General features: G+C 54.7%; 16 protein-coding genes and 1 tRNA gene. 8 read left to right on the top strand and 9 right to left on the bottom strand.

What is annotated here, in order from left to right; all coding sequences use genetic code 11:
- Positions 1 to 146: 146 nt before the first annotated feature.
- From QNH97_RS00450 to gabD, 3 genes are all read right to left on the bottom strand, one after another.
- A complete protein-coding gene (locus QNH97_RS00450; RefSeq protein ID WP_283555108.1) occupies positions 147 to 1,364 on the bottom strand; it encodes an HDOD domain-containing protein in 1,218 nt (405 codons plus the stop codon).
- Positions 1,365 to 1,503: 139 nt separating this feature from the next.
- Positions 1,504 to 2,781 (bottom strand): 4-aminobutyrate--2-oxoglutarate transaminase, encoded by a 1,278-nt coding sequence (gene gabT, locus QNH97_RS00445; protein WP_283555107.1) that lies wholly within the window; start codon positions 2,779 to 2,781, stop codon positions 1,504 to 1,506.
- A gap of 175 nt (positions 2,782 to 2,956) precedes the next feature.
- Entirely contained in the window at positions 2,957 to 4,399 is a 1,443-nt protein-coding gene (gene gabD / locus QNH97_RS00440) for an NADP-dependent succinate-semialdehyde dehydrogenase (protein WP_018606643.1), read from the bottom strand.
- A gap of 349 nt (positions 4,400 to 4,748) precedes the next feature.
- Between gabD and QNH97_RS00435 the strand changes: the two genes are divergently transcribed.
- From QNH97_RS00435 to QNH97_RS00415, 5 genes are all read left to right on the top strand, one after another.
- Positions 4,749 to 4,825: transfer RNA gene (locus tag QNH97_RS00435), tRNA-Arg, on the top strand.
- Positions 4,826 to 4,939: 114 nt separating this feature from the next.
- Entirely contained in the window at positions 4,940 to 6,013 is a 1,074-nt protein-coding gene (locus tag QNH97_RS00430) for a site-specific integrase (protein WP_283555106.1), read from the top strand.
- A 501-nt stretch (positions 6,014 to 6,514) separates the two neighbouring features.
- Positions 6,515 to 7,024 carry a KwaA family protein gene (locus QNH97_RS00425; protein WP_283555105.1) on the top strand — a complete coding sequence of 170 codons (510 nt, stop codon included), beginning with the start codon at positions 6,515 to 6,517 and terminating at the stop codon, positions 7,022 to 7,024.
- 4 nt (positions 7,025 to 7,028) lie between these two features.
- Positions 7,029 to 7,904 carry a hypothetical protein gene (locus QNH97_RS00420; protein WP_283555104.1) on the top strand — a complete coding sequence of 292 codons (876 nt, stop codon included), beginning with the start codon at positions 7,029 to 7,031 and terminating at the stop codon, positions 7,902 to 7,904.
- A 456-nt stretch (positions 7,905 to 8,360) separates the two neighbouring features.
- Positions 8,361 to 9,143: a hypothetical protein gene (locus QNH97_RS00415; RefSeq protein ID WP_283555103.1), complete on the top strand. Its 783-nt coding sequence runs from the start codon at positions 8,361 to 8,363 to the stop codon at positions 9,141 to 9,143.
- Between the two features lie 665 nt (positions 9,144 to 9,808).
- Here QNH97_RS00415 and QNH97_RS00410 read toward each other — a convergent pair.
- Positions 9,809 to 10,384 (bottom strand): hypothetical protein, encoded by a 576-nt coding sequence (locus QNH97_RS00410; protein ID WP_283555102.1) that lies wholly within the window; start codon positions 10,382 to 10,384, stop codon positions 9,809 to 9,811.
- Positions 10,385 to 10,574: 190 nt separating this feature from the next.
- On the opposite strand from QNH97_RS00410, the gene QNH97_RS00405 reads away from it, so the two are divergent.
- On the top strand, positions 10,575 to 10,847 hold the full coding sequence (locus QNH97_RS00405) for a hypothetical protein (protein ID WP_283555101.1): 273 nt from the start codon (positions 10,575 to 10,577) through the stop codon (positions 10,845 to 10,847).
- Positions 10,848 to 11,736: 889 nt separating this feature from the next.
- On the opposite strand, the gene QNH97_RS00400 is transcribed toward QNH97_RS00405, so the two are convergent.
- The 3 genes from QNH97_RS00400 to QNH97_RS00390 are packed head-to-tail and all read right to left on the bottom strand — an operon-like array spanning position 11,737 to position 12,864.
- The gene (locus tag QNH97_RS00400; protein WP_283555100.1) at positions 11,737 to 12,045 is read right to left on the bottom strand and encodes a hypothetical protein; all 309 of its coding nucleotides are present in this window, start codon (positions 12,043 to 12,045) and stop codon (positions 11,737 to 11,739) included.
- Positions 12,035 to 12,283, bottom strand: a complete 249-nt coding sequence (locus QNH97_RS00395; RefSeq protein WP_283555099.1) for a hypothetical protein — start codon at positions 12,281 to 12,283, stop codon at positions 12,035 to 12,037. Before QNH97_RS00395 ends, QNH97_RS00400 begins: the two co-directional genes overlap by 11 nt.
- A gap of 41 nt (positions 12,284 to 12,324) precedes the next feature.
- Positions 12,325 to 12,864 carry a hypothetical protein gene (locus QNH97_RS00390; protein WP_283555098.1) on the bottom strand — a complete coding sequence of 180 codons (540 nt, stop codon included), beginning with the start codon at positions 12,862 to 12,864 and terminating at the stop codon, positions 12,325 to 12,327.
- Between the two features lie 100 nt (positions 12,865 to 12,964).
- Between QNH97_RS00390 and QNH97_RS00385 the strand changes: the two genes are divergently transcribed.
- Positions 12,965 to 13,225: a helix-turn-helix domain-containing protein gene (locus QNH97_RS00385; protein ID WP_283555097.1), complete on the top strand. Its 261-nt coding sequence runs from the start codon at positions 12,965 to 12,967 to the stop codon at positions 13,223 to 13,225.
- A 111-nt stretch (positions 13,226 to 13,336) separates the two neighbouring features.
- On the opposite strand, the gene QNH97_RS00380 is transcribed toward QNH97_RS00385, so the two are convergent.
- Together QNH97_RS00380 and QNH97_RS00375 are read right to left on the bottom strand one after the other, a co-directional pair.
- A complete protein-coding gene (locus tag QNH97_RS00380) occupies positions 13,337 to 13,660 on the bottom strand; it encodes a hypothetical protein (protein ID WP_283555096.1) in 324 nt (107 codons plus the stop codon).
- A gap of 213 nt (positions 13,661 to 13,873) precedes the next feature.
- Positions 13,874 to 14,326 carry a response regulator gene (locus QNH97_RS00375; protein WP_283555095.1) on the bottom strand — a complete coding sequence of 151 codons (453 nt, stop codon included), beginning with the start codon at positions 14,324 to 14,326 and terminating at the stop codon, positions 13,874 to 13,876.
- A gap of 860 nt (positions 14,327 to 15,186) precedes the next feature.
- Here QNH97_RS00375 and QNH97_RS00370 point away from each other — a divergent pair.
- Entirely contained in the window at positions 15,187 to 15,810 is a 624-nt protein-coding gene (locus QNH97_RS00370) for a glutathione S-transferase family protein (protein ID WP_283555094.1), read from the top strand.
- The last annotated feature ends 145 nt before the right edge of the window (positions 15,811 to 15,955 follow it).

Below are 15,955 nucleotides of genomic sequence, written 5' to 3'. Positions count from 1 at the left end.
TTTCGGTAGAAATGAACCGACGCTGAACTCACTCATACCCCCTGTGGGAGAGCTTGCTCGCGATGGCGACATGACTGTCACCGCATCAATGAATGTCAGGCCCTCATCGCGAGCAAGCTCGCTTACACAGGAATGAGTCGGCGGTCCTACTTGCGGCGCAACCGCATCAGCTCCGGCAATCCGATTTTCAGCAAGCGTGCCGTACGGCCACGGGCCAACTCCTCAAGCCCTTCATGCTCAGTCAGATGGGCCATCTGCCCGGCCATGTTCATGACCAGTGCCTCACGGGAATAAACCCCACCACCCAGGCTATAGGCCGCCGCGATCAACTCTCTCAGCTCCAGCGGCAGGCGCCAGCGGGTGCGCAGTGCCGAACCGAAGCTGGCGCCGTATCGATCGAGCAAATGCCCGATTTCCTCCAGCTCATCCAGCTCGCCACCGGCCTGCTTCCATTCTTCCAGACAACGCAGCAGCGCCAGGTCGCCGAGCCGATGCAACAGCCCGGCGCAATAACAGCGCTCCGGTTCCAGATCCAGCAACCGCGCCAAGATTCGCGCGTACTCGGCGGTATGCAGCGACAACTCCCAGTAACGCTGGGCATAGTCCGCCAGGCACGGGACACTGAGCCGGGCGCAGCGCTTGAGGGTCAGGCCGAGGACCAGGTTCGTGCTCTGCCCGCTGCCGAGCTGGTGCAGCGCTCGGGCCACGGTCTGCACCGGACTGCCCCCCTGCTGCTGGGCGGCACTGTTGGCCGCCGCGATCAGCACCGCGGTGATTTGCGGGTCGGTGCGCAACTCCTCTTCAAACAGCTTCAGGTCCAGGCCGCCGGGGTTGAGGCTGCGTTTGACCGCCACCTGCACATCGGTCATCAGCGGCGCACCTTCGGACATATCACGCCGCCGCTCCAGAAAGGCTGCCAGGGTCAACCCAGGGCCCGGGACCGGCGCGTCGTTGGCGATTTCTTCACCGCCCCCCACCAGCAAACCCTGCAAACGCTGGGTCAAGTCTTCCCGATTCAGGGGCTTGGTCAAATAGGCCATCGGCGCCAGCGGCAGGACTTCACGAACACTGGCACTGTCATTGCGCCGACTCATCAGGATGAACGGCAACGGCGGGCTGCGATGCTGCTGGCGAAGGCCGCGCAAGATCGTCAGGCCATCGACACCTGGCAGCTCCCAATCGGCGATCACCAGGTCATAGGGGGTGTTCGCCAGCAGCTCCAACGCCTGTTTGCCCTCGCCACACGTATCCACCCGGGCATCGCAGCGCACACCCGACAACACCTGTTCAAGCAGCTCACGGGACGCCGGATCAGCCTCGGCGATCAGTACACGCGGTACAGCCGGTAAAACCACAGCGGTCATGCAACACACTCCCTTGCCATACTTGCACCTTAGACCTTGGCGGCCGTTCCAGACAGCTCAAAACCCGCAGGACATGCTCCTGGTCATGAAAAAACCCGCCGAAGCGGGTTTTTTTGTGGATCAGTGCGCAACCCGGCAATCAGAGCTCGGAGAAGCACTCTTCGATGATCGCCAGGCCTTTGTCCAATTGCTCGTCCGGCGAGGTCAGCGGCACCAGCACCCGCAGAACGTTGCCATAGGTGCCGCAGGACAGCAGGATCAAGCCCTTGTCGCGCGCCTTGGCCACGACCTGAGCCACTGCCGCAGCGTTCGGCTTGTGGGTATCGCCGTTTTCGAACAGCTCGACGGCGATCATTGCACCCAGGGCACGAACTTCACCGATGACCGGATATTTCTTCTGGATGGCCTTGAGGCCCGTGACCAGGCGCTCGCCCACGGCCTTGCAACGGTCCAGCAGTTGCTCTTCCTCGAAGACTTCCATCACCGCCAACGCAGCCGCGCAGGCGATCGGGCTACCCGCGTAGGTGCCGCCCAGGCCACCTGGAGCGATGGCATCCATGTACTCGGCCTTGCCGCAGACACCGGCCAGCGGGAAGCCGCCGGCAATCGATTTGGCGAAGGTGGTCAGGTCAGCGGCAACGCCCATCTGCTCCATGGCGAAGAAAGTGCCGGTACGGCCAGCGCCAGTCTGCACTTCGTCAGCGATCAACAGAATGCCGTGCTGGTCGCACAGGGCGCGCAGGCGCTTCATGAACTCCTTGGGCGCCACATAGAAACCACCCTCGCCCTGCACCGGCTCGATGATGATTGCAGCGATGTCACGCGGCTCGGCGTCGTTCTTGAAGATGCGTTCGATGCTGGCGATGGAGTCGTCGATGCTCACGCCGTGCAGTTCGTTCGGGTACAGCGCACGGAAGATGCCGCCAGGCATCAGGCCCATGCCAGCCGAATACGGCACGACTTTACCGGTCAGGCCCAGGGTCATCATGGTGCGACCGTGGTAAGCACCGGTGAAGGCGATCACACCGGCACGCCCCGTGGCGGCGCGGGCGATTTTCACGGCGTTTTCCACCGCTTCCGAACCGGTGGTCACCAGCAGGGTTTTCTTGGCGAAATCACCGGGCACCTTGGCGTTGATTTTTTCGCACAGTTCCACGTACGGCTCGTAAGCCAGGACCTGGAAGCAAGTGTGAGTCAGCTTGTTCAGCTGCGCGGTCACGGCAGCGATGATTTTCGGGTGCACGTGGCCGGTGTTCAGTACGGCGATACCGCCGGCGAAATCGATGAATTCACGACCTTCAACGTCGGTGACCGTGGCGTTCTTCGCCGATTCGGCAAAAATCGGGTGGATCTGGCCGACGCCGCGGGGTACGGCGGCTTCGCGGCGTTTCATCAGGGAAGCGTTGGTCTTGCTCATTAAATAGATCCTCATTCGCCGCTCATCGGTCGGCGTGGCTCAAGGAATACATGGCGGGAAGGCAACTGCGACAGCATGCGATGATCGACTGCCACAGCGTTCCCGGCCACAAGAAACAGAACGGGTGAAACACGCAAAGGGACAGCGCTCTCGTGCCCTTTGCGCTTGAAGCGGATCAGATACCCAGGCAGAGGTATTTGATTTCCAGGTAGTCCTCGATGCCGTACTTGGAACCTTCACGGCCCAGGCCCGACGCCTTGATGCCGCCGAACGGCGCGACTTCGTTGGAGATCAAACCGGTGTTGACGCCCACCATGCCGTATTCCAAGGCCTCGGCCACACGGAACACACGGCCCAGATCGCGGGCATAGAAGTACGAGGCCAGGCCGAACTCGGTGTCGTTGGACATCGCGATCACTTCGGCTTCGTCTTTGAAGCGGAACAGCGGCGCCAGCGGGCCGAAGGTTTCTTCCTTCGCCACGGCGGCATTGTTCGGCACATTGGTCAGGATGGTCGGCTCGAAGAAGTTGCCTTCCATCGCCTTGCCACCCGACAGCACGGTTGCGCCTTTGCTGACTGCATCGGCAATGTGCTCTTGCACCTTGGCGACCGCTTTGCCGTCGATCAACGGGCCGGTGGTGGTGCCGTCGTCCAGACCGTTGCCAATCTTGAGCTTGGCCACCGCCACTTTCAGCTTCTCAGCGAAGGCGTCGTACACCGAATCCTGGATGTACAGACGGTTGGCACAGACGCAGGTCTGGCCGTTGTTGCGGTACTTGGAAATGATTGCGCCTTCGACGGCCTTATCCAGGTCCGCGTCGTCGAACACGATGAACGGCGCGTTGCCACCCAACTCCAGGGAGACTTTCTTGATGTCCTTGGCGCATTCGGCCATCAACTGGCGACCGATCTCGGTCGAGCCGGTAAACGACAGCTTGCGCACGATCGGGTTGCTGGTCAGCTCACCGCCGATGTCACCGGCGCTGCCGGTGACCACGCTCAGCACGCCTTGCGGAATGCCGGCACGGTGCGCCAGTTCCACCAGGGCCAGGGCCGAGAACGGGGTTTGCGAAGCAGGCTTGATGACCATGGTGCAACCGGCGGCCAGGGCCGGGCCGGCCTTGCGGGTGATCATCGCGGCCGGGAAGTTCCACGGGGTAATGGCCGCGGTCACGCCGATTGGCTGCTTGATCACGATCAGGCGCTTATCAGGCTGGTGGCCGGGAATCACGTCACCGTAGATGCGCTTGGCTTCTTCGGCGAACCACTCGATGAAGGAAGCGGCGTAGACGATTTCGCCCTTGGCTTCGGCCAGTGGCTTGCCTTGTTCCAGGGTCATCAGGCGACCGAGGTCGTCCTGGTTTTCGATCAGCAATTCGTACCAGCGGCGCAGCTTGTTGGCGCGCTCCTTGGCGGTCAGTGCACGCCAAGCTGGCAGCGCCTTGTCGGCGGCTTCAATCGCCCGGCGGGTTTCGGCAGCGCCCATCTTCGGCACGGTGCCCAGCACTTCGCCCGTTGCCGGGTTGGTGACCTTGATTGTCTGACCATTGTCCGCATCGACCCAAGCGCCATCGATAAAGGCTTGCTGGCGGAACAACTGGGTGTCTTTAAGCTGCATGTCGGCTTTCCTTAACAGCACCGCGCGTACGCGGAGCGAATTAGATTTGTAGAAAGGCGCCTCAGGGGCTGCCGTCAGGGAAATCATCCACCGGGCTGAAGCACAGAAATAACGCACATAAGCACAGACGTGCGGTTCAGCACCCAGACAAGAGCGTTTGAAATCTCAAACGAATCCTAGGGCCGATAGGGGTGAAGGACAATAGGCTGTTCGAAAAAAAGAACGAAAAACCCGAATTTGCCCGCTTTTTCTGATCAGCGTAGCCAACACCCGGCGAGCTGCCCAAAAACGCAGGCGATTCAGCAGCATGGACGCCCGCCATGCATATGAGTATTATGGCGCCCGCGTCGCACCAGTAGCTCAGCTGGATAGAGTACTGCCCTCCGAAGGCAGGGGTCATGGGTTCGAATCCCGTCTGGTGCACCACCTTCTATCCCTTGTATTACAAGGGGTTAGCTCCACTGCCAGAAACCTGTCCTAGTCCTGAAAGTCGTTTTTGCCACAAATTTGCCACACTTAAATGTGGCGGGAATGGTCGGAATGGCAACAATCAGGAATCGCGGCGAGTATCAGTGGGAAGCGCAAATTCGCCGTAAGGGCTATCCAGCCCAGCGCAAAACCTTCGAAACCAAATCCGATGCCCAAGCCTGGGCACGCATGATCGAAAGCGAAATCGACCGGGGCATCTTTGTCTCTCGCGTCGAGGCTGAACGCACCGCCTTTCATCAACTCATTGATCGCTACATCTCCGAGATTGCTCCGAAGCACAAGGGCGCGTATTCGGAAATCAAACGCCTGGAAGCACTCAAGCGTAATCCGCTCGCGACGCGCATCGTTGCCACCCTCACCTCTTCAGACTTTGCCCGCTACCGTGACGAGCGCCTGAAGATTCGCAAAGGCAACACGGTGAAGCGTGAGCTTGCGTTGTTTCAGTGTGTGATTGAGGTCGCTCGCCGCGAGTGGGGAATTCACCTTGCCGAGAACCCGGTCAGGATGGTCAGCCGTCCAAGCTACAACGACGAACGCTCGCGACGACTGGACCCCATTGAAGAGCAATACATGCTCGGCGCGTTAGAGCTTCGTGAGCGACGTGCTGATGGGACCTACGCCGATGCATCACACAATCCATGGATACGGCCCATCGTCCAACTGGCGATTGAGACAGCCATGCGCCGTGGCGAGATTTTCGAGCTGCGCTGGAAGCATGTGAACCTGGAACGTAGAACCGCGCACCTACCCGCGACGAAGAACGGACTGCCCAGAACCGTCCCGCTTTCGCCGAAGGCTATTCAGTTGCTCAAGGATTTACCGCGCTCGCTGTGCGGGCGAGTCTTCCCCACCACCGCCGATGCACTTAAGAAGGCCTTTGTGCGAGGTCTGGAGCGAGCGAGGCTGAAATACTTTGCCGATTGCGGGGCTGCGCAGGTAACGCCACAGGAGGACTTTCTGATCAATCTGCGCTTTCACGATCTGCGGCATGAAGCGACCTGTCGGCTTGCGACCAAGCTGCCGAATTTGATCGAGCTCGCGAGCGTGACGGGGCATCGGGAGGTGAACATGCTGAAGCGGTACTACAACATTACTGCGGAGGAGCTAGCAGCAAAGCTTGCCTGAAAGGACCACGCCCGTTTGTGGGTGCTGTATAGACCGGCCTCCATTACATCAGACTTTGATTTGCGTTGACGCTCGACCAGCTTAGCTTAGGATTTTGACCAGTAAAAGTTGGCCCAATGCAAACGTTCGGGCCATCTACGAAGCTAGGGGCGATTCATCCGGCGGTGGGCGCTTAGACGGTCGACCTGGATGTATTCTAGGTGGTTGCGCAGCGGCAAGCGGACGTCGATCAAATCGGCGCGCATCAATGGACATACGACGTGCCCATTTCAGGGATGTGCTCACGCGGCTACCGAAGCAGTGAGCCCGATAGATCGAGCAGCTGCCGCATCAGCGGATGCCTGCTTGATCGACGCAAAATGTGTTCGCTGGCCGCTCGCGAATAAATTCTCCTGCAATAGCCAGTTTACCCAACTCCGATAGTCGAGTGCTGAGCTACTGTTGACTCAGGGCCTCAGAATCAGCCACTGTGAACTGATGAAATCCATGGATGGAACCAAGATGCGCAATATCCTCAAGACAGTCCTGTTGATTTCTTCAGCGGCACCGACGTTGTTGGTCGCAGCAGCTATCGAAGTTTTTAGTACACATGCGATGTCCCTTTTTACGTGGCAATTGATCATTGTAGGGACCATCGGCACCTTTCTCCCACTTTTGATCCTACGGCTCATCCACTCTCAGGGCGAGATCTTCCCATTTAAGGCTAAGAAGGTAGAGTCGAATGATTATTTTATTTTAGTTTTTCTTATCAGCTACCTAATGCCTTTAGTCACGAAAATAACCGCGTTCGACGCCACGTGGACGTGTTCAATCTTCGTGGCACTTATGATCACTGGATGGTTTGTCTCCAATATTCCTGTACACCCTTTTCTATTCTTCGCGGGCTACCACTTCTATAAAGTCGAGTCCGATGACGGCATGGTTTACACCCTACTAACAAAGTCACGCCTGAAGTCTCCTAGGCCGGTAACTTCCGTCAAAAAAATATCCGACAGTATGCTAATGGAGTAATGAAATGCTGCATCTGTTTGCCTTAACCAAAGACCCTGCCCAACGCATCGTTCGCTTTGCGCTATCTCAGCCTGTACAAACCGAACTTACCGATCTGCTACATACACAAGAGGCAGAGTTCGACGAAGCTGACCAAGAAATCGAATTTGATGGAAGTTATAAGCCTGACGATGACGAGGTCTTATTCATTGACGATTTTGACGATATCGACGATCTAGCGGCTGCAATTGCGAACCCTCTAGCCATTCCAGAAGTTGAACCAACGGAAGAGTTTTTCACATTAATAAAAGCTCTATTTTCAGGTTATGCAGCTGACGGAGGTGGAGTACGCATACTACTTCAAAACTTTGATAAACGAAGAATAATATCGACACGAGGCCTATCAATATTCCACGCAGCTAACGTCTATAAAAAAATAGAAGGGATTGGGCTTACTCTCGACTATAAACTTACAGCGATTCTGGATGGAGGCAGGCTTAAATTCTTCAGCTTTCATGCTGCTCGCCAGATCTTTGACCTTAGCGAATATTACAAGACCGCCACAGATGAAGACGTAAACGGCTTCGCTCTAATTCCAACTTTGTCAGTAGCTAGCGCACCGGGGTTGCTAATGATAGCTGACTCTTGGGTGCGCAGAAAGATTTCGCTAATTCAGCAAAGTGGCATACTGCAATCAATACCCATAGGAACGATGAAGCCAGCTGCGCAAGAATTCAATGTACCCTTCAACACCGTTACTGCCGCTGGCGGGATTGAGCAACTAATATTGCCACTTCAAAAAGCAGAGCTCAAAAAAGTTCTTCGCTTTCTTGATGAGGACTACTACAAATCTCCGCTTTCTAGTACGAATTTCGTAACCAATTCAAAGAGGCGCCTATAAACTCCGCAAAGTGAGTTAGATACAGACGTCTGTTAAAAAGATGTCCTAGCTGCAAGCAGCTCGATTGGTGAAGTCTGTGTCGACCAGATCAATCGAGCGATAACCTGATGCCAATAGATTACGAAACCATACAAAAAATACAGAAGCTTGGCGACGATGTCCTGATCGGCGTGTCTGAAGTTGCTGCGTTGACCGGGTTCAGCGTGCTTACGGTCCGTCAGCGTAAGTTGCCAGGGCTTGAGCCTGTACCAGGACTCTCAAGGCTGCGATGGAGGCTAGGTGACTTAAGAGCTTGGATGCGCACCGGCAGTACAGAAAGCCCTGATCGCCACGCCATGACCAACACCTCATCAAAACCAAAACCCACAGGTAGGCCAACCAAGAAAGCGCAGGTGGAGGCGCGACAATGATCGTCCCTTACGTCATCTCCGTACGTTTGCGCAAGGAGCCTTGAGCATGGGCAGACAACGAACCATCAGGGATCAAAATTTTTGGCGCTCCCCCCGCTTGCTGAATTGCACCACTGAAGACAAAGTTGCGTTGCTGCACCTCTTAACAGCCCCTGACAGCAATATCACGGGCGTATACCCCCTCGTGCCCCGAATCGCAGGAGCAGAGATAGGCTGGACGGCAGAGCAATGGTTACAAGTCATTCATCGATTACAAGATGAGGGCTTGGCTAGATACGATCATGTCAGATACGTCGTTTGGGTACGTATCTGGTGGGATCATCACACCGCTACTCAGGTGACTGGGCCAAAGCTGATAGCTAGAGCGCTTGAGGAAATTCGCCGCATTCCGAGCCAGTGGCTTGACGATTTCCTGCGCGATTTCAAAGAAAGACTTACGGTGAATCAGCAGCGATTGATCAATGAGGCCCTCCGTCCCCGCTCAGACGTAGGTCTGGAAGAGATACCGATACACCACGGATGCGGTATCGATACCGTATCGGACCAAGTTCGGCCTAACACTAAACCTCAACCAAAACTATTAACTGAAACCCAAACGCCACATCTTGCCTCCAATGAGCTGGATCTGTCTGGAATCCCCACAGAATATCGGACGGATGTTTGTAAAGGTATTGTGAAGGCTAAAGCCACGGGAAAGCTTCGAAATGGGGCTCAGCTTGTCGTCAGTGCGATGGCAGAAAGGTTTCGTTCCACATCGGGCAAACCGCATGACGCCATGGCCCTAACTTTGTATCTGGCGGAACATCTGAATAAACCCGATCCACCGTGAGCAGCAGGTACGGGGTCATGGCAGAAGTCAGTCCAATTCGAGAGGAAGCATGCTGTGGCAGGTCGAAGCCATGCAGTCATTGATCGAATAACCGTACAAGCCCGGATTTGGCAATGGGATATGTCGTGGTCCTTTGGAATGGCCACGCATGCCGATACCAGGCTAATCGGTGACCATTATTCAGAGCATGCTTCGATGAAGCTGCACGGCTCCATCCGATATCCCGAAGCGTTCAAATATCCGATATTGGAATGCTACCTATACGTTGACCCGCTACTCCTAGACGGGAAGGCAGCACCTCGCTGCATCGGCTCAATGCAGGCGTCTGGCAAGAGACTGGTTGCGTATGTAGCTATTCACAACGAGCGATTCAACAGTCTAGTGGTCGCTGCAAATCGTCTCGTTGCCTTGGAGATCAATGCAGAGCCGTTGAGGTACCGTAAGGCCAGGATCATGGGCATTCACCTCAGCACAGAGCTGGAGCCTGATTGGTAATGGCATTAGCTTTATCGCAGCAGCTATCCCAAATGTAAGTCATGGCGCGATGAAGCGACCTGATAGCAAGCTACCAAGTTTGCCAGTGTCACCGGGAACTGCGAGATAAGCACGCTGGAGGATTACTACAACATTAGGGCCGAAGCGCTGTTGGCCAAGCTGGCCTGAGGCTAATCAGCTATATCCAATCCCAGGGAGCATGCGAGCTCTCTCGCTTCATCGTTTCTTCGAATAGAGAGGATTGCTTCTTCCTCTCGTTCCAAGTCCTTGAGTGCTAGGTTTTCATAAAAACGCCTAACCATTTCCTCTCTGTGTATTTCTGTCGCTGATACGAGGCGCTTACGTTCGTTCAATAACTCGCGTGCACTGATTTGAGCGACCTCGCATAGATGGGCTTTTGACATCAAATCGCGGCACATCCACGCGCTGATCCATTGCTGCCCCAGCGCCCAGAAAACCAATCGCTGAAACGTCCTCCATGTCATCCGGGTATGACCGCTGATGTAACGGCGAAATGTCCTGGCCTCGACAGCAAATTCTAATTCCGCGATGGCACATTCAAGCTGGATTTTCGGCAACCGTGATTTCCGCAAAATCCCAGTGAACAAATAGCTCACTAAATTTAGGGGCACTCGCACCGCAAAATTTTTCCGCGCGCTTAAAAAATGGGCATGGAGCTCCCGAGCCATAAGCTCGAATGCTTCATACTCCTCAACACCCAAGGTTTCAGATTCTGCTTTTTGCATGCGGCCATTCTTCAGCTAACAGCAGCACCTGTCAAAAACGTATCCTGGATCGCGGGATGCCTCCCAGCTGACAGTCGACGCATTCCACACCAGCCGAGCGACAGCCCCGATGAGCATCGATTACGAAGCATTCAAAAATCCATAAACTACCACGCGACGTACTGATACTGATCAGCAGGAGGTCTCAACGATGATCCAACCATCAGATGCTCATAGACTGGAAATCGCCCAGGACGTCTTGGGTTGCTTAATAGCGCTCCGTTCCGAGTCGATTTTCTACGAGCGGAAGAAAGCCCAACCGAATGTTGAAATCATCAGCCAGTGGAAAGCAGAGCGAAACACCCTCTTCGACCTGACCCGCAGTTTGAACTGTAACGACCGGGATACCATCGAGAATGTCATCGCAACCTATGGCCCCTCTGCCAGAGCTCTGTTTGATCAGGAAAGTAGTCTGAGCAGCTAGCCCTGCGCACCGGCTATCCAAAGTGCGTATCAGTTAAGGCGTTCCACTTTTACTGACATGCGTTCAGCCGCCCTGAGATGCTGCACTCAATCTGAATCGGGCGGCGTGGAGCGTCTGGCAGGTTTTGACTCGGGAATGAGCTCAGGTATCAGCTTGAGCTCTCCCGCATAGACCATGAGGGTTCCGCACCTGGTAAACGGCTTGCCGCCGTTCATCGCGTCTACAGATTTCCGTCGCAGTGCAAGCGACCACATTTTCCTCAGCCAGCTTTCACTCATAGTGTTTACTCCAGTTGTGGGTGACGTGCCCAGATTTGCCTACCGCATGCCTCCCTCAGCATCACAAGATTTACCTTTCCCTGTGCTGCCAGATGTTTTTCTCTTCTTACCCGAGCGATGCACGCACAGTCACCAACGGCAAACGCGCGCACTTCACAATATCCGACACCATCACTGCCAACGCCTTGCTTTGTACAGCGTCGTGTTGCGGTGTTTTCTGGAAATTACCGCGCTCACTTCGCAAATATTTTTGATGATCAATTTTGTTAGGCTGATGGCATCTGACTCTTGTGCTTATCGAGTCATTGGACGATTCCCTCTGCACCCTCCCCAATGATGCTTTTATTCATCGAGGGCTAAGAAATCCATTACCAACGGACAGACAATTTTTAGTCACCAACATCGTCCACAACGGCGGGAACCATTTGGAGGATAAAAACTGGGACAGGGTAGGGTTTGTACTCCCGCCATAAATGGCGTACGTACAACCGGCAAAGCGGCAGTCGTTTCACTTCTTTGCTTTGCCTACCGTCCCTGCTCAGGGCAAGCCCCGAGACCCCACTGCTGCCAACGGCTGAAAAGTTTTGGTAGAACGCGCTGCCGCCGATGGCTCACAACTCGGTAGAGATGCCTGACAGCGCAAGAACCTCATGCTCTGCAAGCCCTTGCCTCCGCTGCGCCAATCCAAGGGGCGAGATAAGCGCCTCATGCTCGACGATTTGCTGTTCAAGCAACCGCCCTAAAAGCAGCAGCTCTCCCTGTGCTTCAAGTGCGCGAAGCTGCTCGGGAGAATTAAACGCCCAACGGTCAAGAATCTGCCAGCCGCAGGCATGATACGAAGTGGATCGGCGGACAGATTCGATCGTCGTTGTCGCCAGAACGCTGGACGCGATTTTCAATGGCATGTAGTTAATGAGCATGTGCAGGCTCCCTTTTTTGTAAGCAATTGATCATTCGTGTGTTCTGCGCAATGGAAGATGGTCTGAAGCCACCTTTGCGCCTCAGCTCTCGAATGTGGGCGAGCGAAAAACCGAGAGCGGATAGAACGGCAACATCGTCAGAAGCCAGCGCTTGATTGGCCAAACGCATGGTGGCGTTAGCTAGCTTCAGTTGAGCGATGTCTACCTGCCAAACACTGCCTGCGGTTACGTCGGTCATCGGGCCACTCCGAATAGCTAAGTGAAGGCTCCATCATCCAGCTAAGTGCTGAAGATTGAATGCAGCCGTGCCTCCGTATTGGTCACGTCGGCCGTTTTAAGCGCGAGGCTAAACGTTGGAATTGCCAAATCGCTGGTCAACAGCTCCAACCGATGGTTGCTCTTGCCGACTGGAAGGATGCGCCAGGAGCGAATCTCATCCAAACGGAAGAGATGACCATCCTGACCAACGGGGTAGGCCAGCAACCTTTTCGATTGCAGGTCGACACCAACGTAGGCGTCATTGATCTTCGCGAAAACCTCTACCTGCGGATGAAACCCTTCAGCCTGATAGCCGGCAACCATTTTTCTCAGCTTATCGGCATAGTTCTGGTTGATTCTGGAGAACAGCCATCCTCCCCCGACGAAGTAGAGAACCAAGACCCAGAACAGCCAACGGATTGCCGGGTCTTCGCTACTGTTAAAACCCAGAAAGAATGGCAGGTTGAAGCCGGAAAAAACCACCACGACTAGCAAAAGCGCACCCACCGGCAAACACCCGACGGCCCATGCCAAGCGAAACAACTCCCAGATAAGTCTCATGCAGCCTCCTAAACCAAACGTGCACAGATAAAATAACTGAAAATCAGATATCCCAAAAGCAGATATAGCGTTATCAGCCGAACCTTGCCCGGACACGGCTATGACAAAGGCTATCTATCGACGCGAGCATGTGATCTTTCTGCAGGTGCTGAAGCGCATGAGGATCGAATCAGGGATGACCCAGGCGCAATGCTCTGCCGCTCTGGGAAGGCCGCAATCGTTCATGAGCGATGTGGAAAGAGGGGTAAGGCGGCTGGATACGGTGCAGTTGCGGGATTTATGTCAGGTCTTGGATAGTGATCTTATCGCCTTTACCAAGTCCTTCGAGCACGCGCTGGGTAATGAAAACGTGCAGGATTGAAGATAATCATTCCCAAAGGGGCGTTAGTCATAGGCGGCTATCGGCCAAAAGCAGACGGTCATAAACACAGTCGGCGCACGTCGCCTGCAGGGTCGCCCTCGAGCATGAAGCTCAGAGTTTCTTTCTGGATACCTTCCGACATGGGTAAGCCATCTTCCTGATCCGGTCGGTAAACTCAGTGACCTTCCCGGGCGACAGACAGTTCAAGTTTCCGAAGGTCTCCAGGTGCTGGATCATGGCGTCCCGGCTACCGGGCTGGCCCGCCACGATGCGTCGGCAGGTCTTCTCCAGAATCAAGCGTGCCAGCTGCGGGTTTTCGATGTTGGACGCATCAAACGCCAGAGCAATCGACGTAGCCAGGTCGCCCAGCTCGGGGGCGGTGCGTTGCAGTGCGCGCAAGGCGTTGAGTTGCCGGGCAGTGATGGGTAACGACACGTTGACCTCCTGGAGATACGTGGTGCTCGGACCATGAGCATGGGAAATGGTAAACCAGACATCCGGGGTGTGATATCCAGCGGCCACAAAAAAGCCCACCGGAGTGGGCTATTTAACGAATGTCCTGTTATTCGAACCGTTTGGGTTTTCTCTTTTCTCACTGCATCCAAAAGGGTGTGAAGCGTCCAAGTAGCAGAGCAAAAAATCCACTTCCTACTTACGCACAGGACGAACGGAACCGGGAGGCGGCTCGTTCAATACGGCCCAAAACATTCCAAGCTTGGCAACGGCCTCAACGAACTCTATCAACTGAAAAGGCTTAACCACATATGAATTCACACCCAATTCATACGCACGGGTCAGGTCAGTATCCAGCTGGGAACTCGTGAGCATTGCAACCGGGATGCTTTGCAGTACCTCGTCGGCTCGGATGGTTTCCAATACGCCAAGGCCGTCCACCTTCGGCAACTTAAGGTCAAGCAGGACGATGGCCGGGTTGCCCCTGGCGCGGTGAGCAAACGCATTGCGGCAAAACAGGTAGTCCAACGCCTCCGAGCCGTCCCGCACAACAATCACTTCATTTGCTAGCTGCGTACGTTCCAAAGCGAACAATGTGAGTTCAAGGTCTTTCGGATCGTCTTCAACCAGGAGTATCGGTTTAAGCATATTAGGTATCACGACTAGTAAAAAATCGCAGACACACTACCAAATCACAAGGTGAACCTATATCACCACTAATCAGTTGGTCTGCATGACAGCACAGGTGCAGCCTTGGCGAAGGCGGTGCATCTGGCAGAGAGAGGGTGCCGTCATTGGTAGATTTGAAAAATTATGCGGATGGAATAGAATTTTTTAGCGCTGATACTGCCTGAAACGCTCAATTCAGAGCGCAGCCCCTAGCAAAAACGCATGGATACTCACAAAAATGGCAACGAGTAGCGAAGTAATCGCGTGGAGTCTTCAGTGGAGACTGGAAGATACCACCGTGATTTGTCGGAAATGCGGAGCAGGGCAAACGGAAGTCGACCAAGAACATCAATTCCCGCACGCAGACCACTGCTCACCGATAAGCGCTGAGCAATTCCCGTGGCAAGAGCTTGAGTAAGCAACCAATCAGCGTTGGATGTATGCGCGAAGACAGCCCGGCACTCAAGATTTTTGAGAGCCACCAAACTGAGCACGATGGAGCCGGACGGACTCAATGAAAATTCCCGGATAACAGCACGTAACAACGGTTTGGATGCCCACGCTAATAGCTGCTTTCCAAGATATGCCACGTAACAAGGAATTCTGTAAGTCTTTGTTTTAAATATTCAAAGCATCTTCCTTGTAATCAGTTGCTCCAGAGTCCGACACTTGAGGCCGAACTGATCTCTGCCACCTAGTAATTCCCGAAAAGACGAGCCCCTCCTAGGGCGGATCTGGCTAATGTGAAGGACAGCAAACGGCCAGACGCAGTCACTGGACAGTCGTCTCGACAAGGCGATAGTGTCGACAGGAAAAGCCACCGACTGTAAGGACATGGAATGTTGCGCGTACTGGGTAAAGCATCATCGATCAATGTAAGAAAAGTACTCTGGGCCTGCGCTGAGATTGAAATCCCCTTCGACCGGGAGGATTGGGGCTCTGGATTCAAGTCGCCCCAGACGCCTGGATTTATGGCGTTGAATCCCAATGCCATGGTGCCGGTCATCCAGGATGATGATTTCACTCTCTGGGAATCAAACTCGATCATTCGCTACTTGGCGTCTCGCTACAGCGACACCGACCTGTACCCGATCGAAGCGAGGGCCAGAGCGCGGGTGGATCAATGGATCGATTGGCAAGCGTCGGATCTCAACAAATCGTGGAGTTATGCCTTTATGTCTCTGGTCAGGCATTCGCCTCAGCATCAAGACGGCTATGCATTGGCAACCTCGTGCAAGGACTGGTTGAGGCACATGGAAATTCTCGATAGACAGCTCGACTCAACCGGGGCCTACGTCGTCGGTGACCAGTTTTCTCTTGCAGACATACCGATCGGCCTATCGGTTAATCGATGGTTTGAGACACCCCTTGCCCATCCGGACTTTCCTGCCGTGAACGCCTATTACGAACGTTTGAGTAGGCGACAGGGCTACCGCCTGTACGGGAGGAATGGAACGCCATAACGCTGTAGCAGAGTTGTTTGTTACCGCTTATGCGATTTTGACCCAAGCTGCCGGAATTAATTGACCTACCCAAGTACTCAGCGAACGAAGTCTTTGCGCGGAATTTCAGAGGTGCATATAGGTCAGCCAAAAATCAGCAATCTGG

Origin of the sequence: Pseudomonas sp. G2-4, from assembly GCF_030064125.1 — a bacterium.
In the GTDB taxonomy this organism is placed as follows: Bacteria; Pseudomonadota; Gammaproteobacteria; order Pseudomonadales; family Pseudomonadaceae; genus Aquipseudomonas.
Note: the sequence above shows the minus strand (reverse complement) of the source record. Positions and strands in the feature narration are given on the sequence as shown.

Coding starts and splice junctions, on each gene's coding strand:
- QNH97_RS00450 (WP_283555108.1), bottom strand. CDS start 1,364: ATGACCGCTGTGGTTTTACCGGCTGTACCGCGTGTACTGATCGCCGAG.
- gabT (WP_283555107.1), bottom strand. CDS start 2,781: ATGAGCAAGACCAACGCTTCCCTGATGAAACGCCGCGAAGCCGCCGTA.
- gabD (WP_018606643.1), bottom strand. CDS start 4,399: ATGCAGCTTAAAGACACCCAGTTGTTCCGCCAGCAAGCCTTTATCGAT.
- QNH97_RS00430 (WP_283555106.1), top strand. CDS start 4,940: ATGGCAACAATCAGGAATCGCGGCGAGTATCAGTGGGAAGCGCAAATT.
- QNH97_RS00425 (WP_283555105.1), top strand. CDS start 6,515: ATGCGCAATATCCTCAAGACAGTCCTGTTGATTTCTTCAGCGGCACCG.
- QNH97_RS00420 (WP_283555104.1), top strand. CDS start 7,029: ATGCTGCATCTGTTTGCCTTAACCAAAGACCCTGCCCAACGCATCGTT.
- QNH97_RS00415 (WP_283555103.1), top strand. CDS start 8,361: ATGGGCAGACAACGAACCATCAGGGATCAAAATTTTTGGCGCTCCCCC.
- QNH97_RS00410 (WP_283555102.1), bottom strand. CDS start 10,384: ATGCAAAAAGCAGAATCTGAAACCTTGGGTGTTGAGGAGTATGAAGCA.
- QNH97_RS00405 (WP_283555101.1), top strand. CDS start 10,575: ATGATCCAACCATCAGATGCTCATAGACTGGAAATCGCCCAGGACGTC.
- QNH97_RS00400 (WP_283555100.1), bottom strand. CDS start 12,045: ATGCTCATTAACTACATGCCATTGAAAATCGCGTCCAGCGTTCTGGCG.
- QNH97_RS00395 (WP_283555099.1), bottom strand. CDS start 12,283: ATGACCGACGTAACCGCAGGCAGTGTTTGGCAGGTAGACATCGCTCAA.
- QNH97_RS00390 (WP_283555098.1), bottom strand. CDS start 12,864: ATGAGACTTATCTGGGAGTTGTTTCGCTTGGCATGGGCCGTCGGGTGT.
- QNH97_RS00385 (WP_283555097.1), top strand. CDS start 12,965: ATGACAAAGGCTATCTATCGACGCGAGCATGTGATCTTTCTGCAGGTG.
- QNH97_RS00375 (WP_283555095.1), bottom strand. CDS start 14,326: ATGCTTAAACCGATACTCCTGGTTGAAGACGATCCGAAAGACCTTGAA.
- QNH97_RS00370 (WP_283555094.1), top strand. CDS start 15,187: ATGTTGCGCGTACTGGGTAAAGCATCATCGATCAATGTAAGAAAAGTA.